This window comes from Legionella tunisiensis, from assembly GCF_000308315.1.
Taxonomy (GTDB): Bacteria; Pseudomonadota; Gammaproteobacteria; order Legionellales; family Legionellaceae; genus Tatlockia; species Tatlockia tunisiensis.
In genome coordinates this window covers 1-6882 of record NZ_CALJ01000006.1, presented here as the reverse complement: position 1 = coordinate 6882, position 6882 = coordinate 1, and the positions used below count along the sequence as shown (strand labels likewise).

Genomic DNA, 6882 nt, shown 5'->3' with positions numbered 1-6882 from the left:
ATGTTAACGAGAGCAGTCAGTTGTGGATTACTTACGACATTACTAAGAGCCTTCATCATATTTTGGGCCGGCGAAGCAATGTCGAAACCCATTTTTCCTAAAAAGAGGGCTCTTGAAAAACCACTCTCTGTATAGTGATACCCGCTTCTTTCTTCTAGCTGAACAACGGATTCTTTTAAATAATAAAGGGTATTGATTGCATTTTTGTATAAAGCGGCTTGGTTAGAATCACTGTCCGTTAATTCATAGGGGTAAGGCGCTTGTACCGGCTCCTCTTTATTAAGATGAAGGGTTTGTAACATTTCAGTAGAAAGGTTGTTCTTCAAAAATCCAACGGCTGCTTGCAGGGCATTATCAATGACAAAATAAACGTAATTAAAAATAGTTTTGTATAAAATGGCCGCGCTTGAATCATAGACCTTTATTGAATAGGGAAGCCTTGATGAACTAGCGTCGTAGCGAAGCTCTTCTGCCACCCCGGCAGCAAGATTCTGTTGTAAAAACTCAATTGCTTTTTGTATAGACTTATCAATCTGCTCTGATGCTTTATATACTTTCGCTTGAGCAAGTAAAGTCCCTTTGGATAGGTCACGTGAGGGTTTTAAAGTAATTGGATCGGTGGGCCTCTTCGCTGCTCTCTCTCGTAAATATTGCAAATAATGTTCTTTCTCCGCTTCAAGATTTTTTTGAATGTTGGTCATGTTGCGAGAGACATCCGTACTACGCACCAAGAGTTGTGCAATAATACGCAGCTCATTTTCCTTGCTCTGCGGCTCATTGCTCATCAACACAGTCACTATTTGCTTATCCAACTCATTTAATGACTCATCTTCTTTAGAGCCAATATATTTTTGGAATTGAGCATATTGTTTACGTAATTGTTCTTTTATTTCTTCACTCGCAGCACTGAGGAGTTGAGGCTTTTCTGCAACCTCCGTGAAAGTGCTCATAAATGCAGTAAACGCACCCTTTGCTTGCTCCAAATGAACTAATTCATCATCCAAAGCAGCTATTTCTTGATTGACCCGCTTGATGGATAAATCATCATTAAGCTGGAGTTGTGCTAAGGGTACCCATCTATCAGACGTCGACGAAAGGGTTGTCCTTTTACCCATTCTGACATACATGGAATCGTTTGCTTGAGTTTGACTGTCTTTAATCAACGCTATTTGAGTTGTTATTGACGCCATTTCTCTCGTGATAGCACCGGTCACTGCAGTACGTTGCTTTAAAATCCTGTCAGACAAGGTCTGTCCTGCAAGTCGAACACCGTATTCGGTTACAGTTTGAAGAAAAGATTGGGGATGCAGTTTGGTTAATTCATTACTTCCCTGAGCCCATAGCTCTTTTTCTTGCTCTGTTAAATTAAGATAACCAACAATTTCCGCATCTAATTGGGGATCTCTAGCAACCATGTAAGGTTGGAATTGCTGATAAAGGAACGCTAATTCTTGTCTGTCCTTAATGGTTAGATTTTCAGGCGGTGTGCCAATTTTTGCAAAAAATGATTCAGCCGCTTTGGCAATATCTTGTACCTCATACATCTTTTCTCTTGCTGCATCGAGTCTTGTACGTTGCCGATTTACCCGTTGTGCTACGAAGGGCTCATCGATTAGGCGAGCGGCTTTTTCGCCTACTTTGAATGCAGTCTCTAACTCTAATTTATTTTGATTGTCTTCGGTCACATATAAGAAGGCTTTGACGACATTCTTGTTCGCTTTAACTCTTGCTTCTTCAATTTTAGTATTCAGTGTTTCAATTAATTGATTGTAATACTCATTACCGGCCTTCAACGCGGGTTCAACCAAGAGGCCGGGTTTTAAGCCTAAGGTGACCTCTAGGGCTTCTAGCTCATCTATTATGGTTGGAAATATGTCCAGTTTAAACTGAAGTAATGCTTCTTCGAGCCTTAAGTAGGCCGCTTTAGACGTTGGTATGCCAATCTGGACTAAGGCTTTCGTATGCGTCTTCATAAAGCCTGCCAATCTTCCAACGGCGGCCACATATTCAATACCTAATCCTTGCATCCATGTTTTAGCAGCCAGACTATCCAAATTAGCAGCAAATGCTTTTGCATCTTCTTTTCTTGTTTCTATTTTTTTGCAGTTTTAGGATCGAGAGGCTGTTCTGGTTCTGGTAATAAGGCTCCCGTTTCAAGTAACGTTTGTAATTGTTTGAAATAGTCTGGAATATTGAAAACAGCTTGCCCAAGCGTATTGAAACTGACTTGTTCTGGCGTTATGCGATCTTTAGGTAGCAATTGAAACATTTGTCCAACAACTTGCCCCCAATTTTGATCCGTAGTAATACCATTCGGAGTAAGTTGACTTAATTTCTCAAGTAAGGGACTCATGTTTTGTTTAAGCTGATTAAAATGAGGTCCAAATATGACTTGAATGGAAGCGTTAGAATTATTGATTAAATCGAGCGCCTCATAAAGCTGATTCATTGCTCTATAAAGATTGCGTGCGATTTTTGGAGCATGTGATATTAATTCGGGGAGACTTGCTGTTTCACTAAGCGTTATTTTTTCGAGATCCTGTAGTATTTTTTCAATATTAAACAACATATTGATTATTTTTTCAGTACTACAATTTGTTCAGGATCAGACGAATCTATGTGATAAGGGACCCCTTTAGATGAAGGCAGCATCTTGCTGGCGATCTGGTCAGACATGACTTCAGGATTGGTGATTAATATGGTTAGGGCATGGCGAATGTCATTACATGCCTTAGATAAGCCCAAGCCCTTAAAATCGCCTGCCAATTCTCTAATTTTTTGATAACCTTCTTCTAGTAGAGTCATTCTATAATCGAAAAAGACAATTTTTATGCATAAATTATACGCTCGAATTCTTATTGAAATATTAAGCTTTATTAAAAAGCGGGTTATCGTCAATCATTGGGAAATGCCGTAAATAAGCCCGAGGGCTATAATAACGAATTGTAATGATTTAAAGAACGCTCAAGTCCATCTATTTATTTGCAAGACACCGCAGAATAAAATAGTATGAAAAGCGCGTTTGACGTGTTAAATGCAACAGGCGCTGATAGAGGAGACGGTAATCTCCTGCTACCAGCTAACCAAGTTATCTACGAAGGAGATAAAATGGCTAAACGAATCTTAGTCTATTTCCGTTTTATATTTCAATGGATTGTCTGTAAGAGGCCGCCGAAATTTTCCATTATTTGAGCGCTTTGAAACATGAAGAGCTTGATTTTTAGGCTTGAAGGTACGTTTTTGCCTAAAAATATTAATGTACTCAACGAGTTGAGACACAGGGATTATTTTTAATCATTCCTGTGCTATCGCTTTGTTTTAAAATAAAGGACTATGATGGAAAAATAAAACGAGAAACCGACTACAGGGAACATCCTTTAATTGATAGTCCCTTTTTAAAATGGTTGCCAAGAATTATTTAAATCATTTAGGAAATAGCAATCCCACGCGGAAACAACTGTCCGAAATCCAAGCCTTACTTTCCCATACCAAGTTAAAGCAACCAAGGTGTTTTAATTTGTGTTTAACGCAGCAAGAGAAGCAACACCTCTGTTTATCTGCACAAGGCAAGGGACTTAAAGAAATCGCATCGTTACTCAACGTATCTCTAAAAAAGGCGACACAATATCGCCAATCCATTTTAAGAAAACTGGATTGTAAACGTATCAGCAGTGCTATTGTCGTGGGAATTCGTTATGGAGAAATTAAGGCAAAGGATTTATCAGCAAAAGAATAGATTGGTTTGGTAAGTTGCAAACCCCGCTTCCTGTGGTCAACACATCCTTGTGTTGTTTCCCTTTTCAAGGACTGCCTGTCCTGCTATTTGCAACTTCCAATGAACTCAGTATGACTTAACTATGTATGCCTGTCATTAAGACATATTAAGTAAATACTGTAAGAGATGTCTTACAAATTTTCATGGAGAGTTATCAAAAATCATAGCTTGGAGCCTAACGCACTAAACAAGGTAGGGGCATGGGGTTAGGGGTTCATGCCCTGATTCCGCGGCTTCCAATTCCTGTTGCTAATATCATCATGACAATAGTGATTAAAATCGCTCCTAACATAGTGACGCCTAACGCATGAAGAAAACTGTTTTCAATCAACGATTGGTATTTCTTAATCGCTTGTGTATTCACCACCTGAGGTAACGTATGGATATTACGCACGCCGGTAGCAAAGCCGTCTAAGTTTTTTTGTTGAATGCTTACAAAATCCAACTCGTTCTGGTGTATTTTTTGAGCAAGATAGTGTGGTGCAATAGTATTAATGGCAGCCCCAGCCGTGATTGCTCCCATAGAGCCCCCCTGCGAATAACATTAAATACAAAAACACCGCTGACCATACCGCGCCGATAAGCAGGTGCTAAAGCAAGTGTGGCGTTTAACAAAGATGGAAAAACGATGGCAGTGCTGACACCATAGAGAATAAAAATCATGATCCATTGCCAGAGTGGTATTGCAGAGGATGCAAACACAAGCCAGAGCAATGGAATCAATGAAAGAGAAATACCCGCCAGGATTAAGGTGCGTGCTGAAAATCGCTCAGTCAGCCTTCCACCAAAAGGCGATATGAGCGCATAACTTACAGTAAGGCTCAGAAAATACAAGCTGGTATGCAACGATGAAAATCCCTTAACATTCTGAAAATACAAGCTGAGAATCAAAAATAGGCCAATCCAGATGACCTGCCAGAAAAAACGCACGCCAAAGCAACTGGCGAGTGCTTTATTTTGAAACAAGGTTAAATCGATCAGGGGATTGGCCACGGTCTTTTGCAGCCATATAAACGTGATAAAGGACACACTACTTAACAATAGGGCTGTTATAATAATCCAGGAGCCAAAGCCCAATGATTGTCCCCCATTCAGGAAAAGAGTTAAAAACAGCAAGCTTGAGATCAATAAAATTGCGCTTTTAATATGTAAGGTTTCCTGTTTTTGGACGTTGCTGTCTTGTGGTAAATAAAAATAAGCCAGTCCAATTACCAAGATGCCGAGAGGAAGATTGATTAAAAAAATCCATCGCCAGTTGAGCCAATATAAAATAAGACCACCCACTGGCGGGCCGATAGACATGGATATAGCCATCACTGCGGCTACCAACCCCATAGCCAATCCTTCTTGATCATAGAACGAGTTACGGACAATGACTATCGCAAGTGGCCAAGCCAGTGCTGCGCCAATCCCCTGCAATAGCCGCATGCTAATGATAACCCATTGATTAGCTGCTCCACCCACACCGACTGAAGCCAGAGTAAAAATGATGGCGCCATAAATAAAAATTTTTCTATGGCCATAAACATCGCCCAATAACCCGCCCAGCATCACCATTGATGCCCCGCCAATCAGATACGCACTGATAATCCACTGCACATTGATAATACCTAAATGTAAATCTACAGCGATTGGAGCCAATGCCAGATTCACAGCGGTCATATCAATATTCATGAGTAATAACAACAGACCGGTAGTAAAAAAATCAACCATTTACGAGATAGTCTATTTTGAATAGTCACGAGCATGTCCTTAGCTGTCCATCGATGCAAAGCAGTTAACCCTACGGTATTGTGGTTAACACTCTCCTCCTGGTTATCTTACTATAATTCAGTAAGTTATATGTAATGGGCATGAAAGCAGACCAGATCCTGACCCACCATCGATTCCATTTAACATTCTTTTAAGGTTGATTTGATATGATTCGATGTTCAATATTTAGACGGGGAATTAAATGATTGATCCAACTATTTTAAAACTTGAAATACAGTTATGTAAGCAATTTCTCAACAAGATACTCAGCAAATCTTGTAACGAAGACATTTCTTGGGAAGAGCGATTTGATGGCAAAGGTAACACTGCCCAATTGGTTAGTGCTTTGATGACAAAAGAGCAAGCAGATTTACTTAAAGATAAATTAGCTGAATTATTGCCAACGACAGTATCAACTGTAAAGTCGAGAAACACTGAAGGCGATCGTGCCTATCGAGTTATGGTTAATGTAAAAAAGTGTCAAGAATACTTAAATGAAAGCGCTTACATTAATTGTTTTTTAAACAATATTCGTACTTTTCCTAACGCCTTTTGGTTAAATATAGGTGAAGGCCGCATTAAAGCGTGCTATCCAGTTGAGAATAGCGGGCATTATGATCTCCTGATTAAAGCACTTGGAGAGTTTAATCGCGGTCTAAATGTTGAATGCTTTGACTTTTCAATGAATGACAAGGGTGAGCTGGTCGTAATCGCCAATATCAACCATATTAGGCAGGTTATTGATCACCATAAATCTCAGTGTTTATATATTTTGCAAGGGTTCCTTAAAGGTATTGATGGTATTTCAAATGTAATCATGCACGCTGATATAGATTTTAATAGCTATTATCTCTATTTAATAGTTAATAATTCGAATGAAGGCGGTTTGCCCGGCTTAACCTTTCAGGTTAAGGATACCGAAACATATGAACAAGTGACTACCTGTTTTCCAGATTTTATCCAGATTAAACCGAATGGTTCTGTCAATGGAGGAGACGACGAAAATTGTAATCGTGAGATAGGAGTGAAGATACAATATCTTACCGATATGAGTTATTTAGTAACTCGCCAGCTTCATCAAACTATTCATAATGCTCGGAGTGATTTTTGTGAACAATTATGGACCCTAAAAACGAAAGGTAGTGTTGTTAATAGCGATCTTCGTTTTTTCCCACAAGACATGACAAGACATATTTATAAAGATATTTGCCCAGACAATGCTTATCTTACGCAAGAAGAAATTATAGATACTATTTTAAAGATAGAGAAAGCGGTGCTTTCAGAGGAGCCGGAGATAGCAAAAAAATCTAATGCATTAAGCTAAACCAGGCATAACATGAGGTTTCTGCATGCGT

Annotated in this window: 7 protein-coding genes; 2 read left to right on the top strand and 5 right to left on the bottom strand. The window is 39.3% G+C overall.

The features are described from left to right. The 3 genes from BN58_RS20760 to BN58_RS00485 all read right to left on the bottom strand — a co-directional run. The coding region (locus tag BN58_RS20760; RefSeq protein ID WP_040915944.1) for a hypothetical protein at positions 1-2054 on the bottom strand (2054 nt) is incomplete at its 3' end. Positions 2055-2092: 38 nt separating this feature from the next. Next, the gene (locus tag BN58_RS00490) at positions 2093-2569 is read right to left on the bottom strand and encodes a hypothetical protein (protein WP_019215165.1); all 477 of its coding nucleotides are present in this window, start codon (positions 2567-2569) and stop codon (positions 2093-2095) included. A gap of 5 nt (positions 2570-2574) precedes the next feature. Beyond that, positions 2575-2805, bottom strand: a complete 231-nt coding sequence (locus BN58_RS00485) for a hypothetical protein (RefSeq protein WP_019215164.1) — start codon at positions 2803-2805, stop codon at positions 2575-2577. A 595-nt stretch (positions 2806-3400) separates the two neighbouring features. On the opposite strand from BN58_RS00485, the gene BN58_RS00475 reads away from it, so the two are divergent. Beyond that, the gene (locus BN58_RS00475) at positions 3401-3736 is read left to right on the top strand and encodes a response regulator transcription factor (RefSeq protein WP_019215162.1); all 336 of its coding nucleotides are present in this window, start codon (positions 3401-3403) and stop codon (positions 3734-3736) included. A 253-nt stretch (positions 3737-3989) separates the two neighbouring features. Here the strand turns inward: BN58_RS00475 and BN58_RS00470 are convergent, their stop codons facing one another. Together BN58_RS00470 and BN58_RS00465 are read right to left on the bottom strand one after the other, a co-directional pair. Next, positions 3990-4220 (bottom strand): hypothetical protein, encoded by a 231-nt coding sequence (locus BN58_RS00470; RefSeq protein WP_019215161.1) that lies wholly within the window; start codon positions 4218-4220, stop codon positions 3990-3992. Beyond that, positions 4208-5488 carry an MFS transporter gene (locus tag BN58_RS00465; RefSeq protein WP_026069158.1) on the bottom strand — a complete coding sequence of 427 codons (1281 nt, stop codon included), beginning with the start codon at positions 5486-5488 and terminating at the stop codon, positions 4208-4210. Before BN58_RS00465 ends, BN58_RS00470 begins: the two co-directional genes overlap by 13 nt. A gap of 241 nt (positions 5489-5729) precedes the next feature. On the opposite strand from BN58_RS00465, the gene BN58_RS00460 reads away from it, so the two are divergent. After that, positions 5730-6851, top strand: coding sequence for a hypothetical protein (locus BN58_RS00460; protein WP_019215160.1), 1122 nt, complete (start codon positions 5730-5732; stop codon positions 6849-6851). Positions 6852-6882 lie beyond the last annotated feature (31 nt).

Excerpts from the sequence above, each read along its gene's own strand:
- BN58_RS00465 (WP_026069158.1), bottom strand. The coding sequence starts at position 5,488 with ATGGTTGATTTTTTTACTACCGGTCTGTTGTTATTACTCATGAATATT.
- BN58_RS00460 (WP_019215160.1), top strand. The coding sequence starts at position 5,730 with ATGATTGATCCAACTATTTTAAAACTTGAAATACAGTTATGTAAGCAA.
- BN58_RS00490 (WP_019215165.1), bottom strand. The coding sequence starts at position 2,569 with ATGTTGTTTAATATTGAAAAAATACTACAGGATCTCGAAAAAATAACG.
- BN58_RS00475 (WP_019215162.1), top strand. The coding sequence starts at position 3,401 with ATGGTTGCCAAGAATTATTTAAATCATTTAGGAAATAGCAATCCCACG.
- BN58_RS00485 (WP_019215164.1), bottom strand. The coding sequence starts at position 2,805 with ATGACTCTACTAGAAGAAGGTTATCAAAAAATTAGAGAATTGGCAGGC.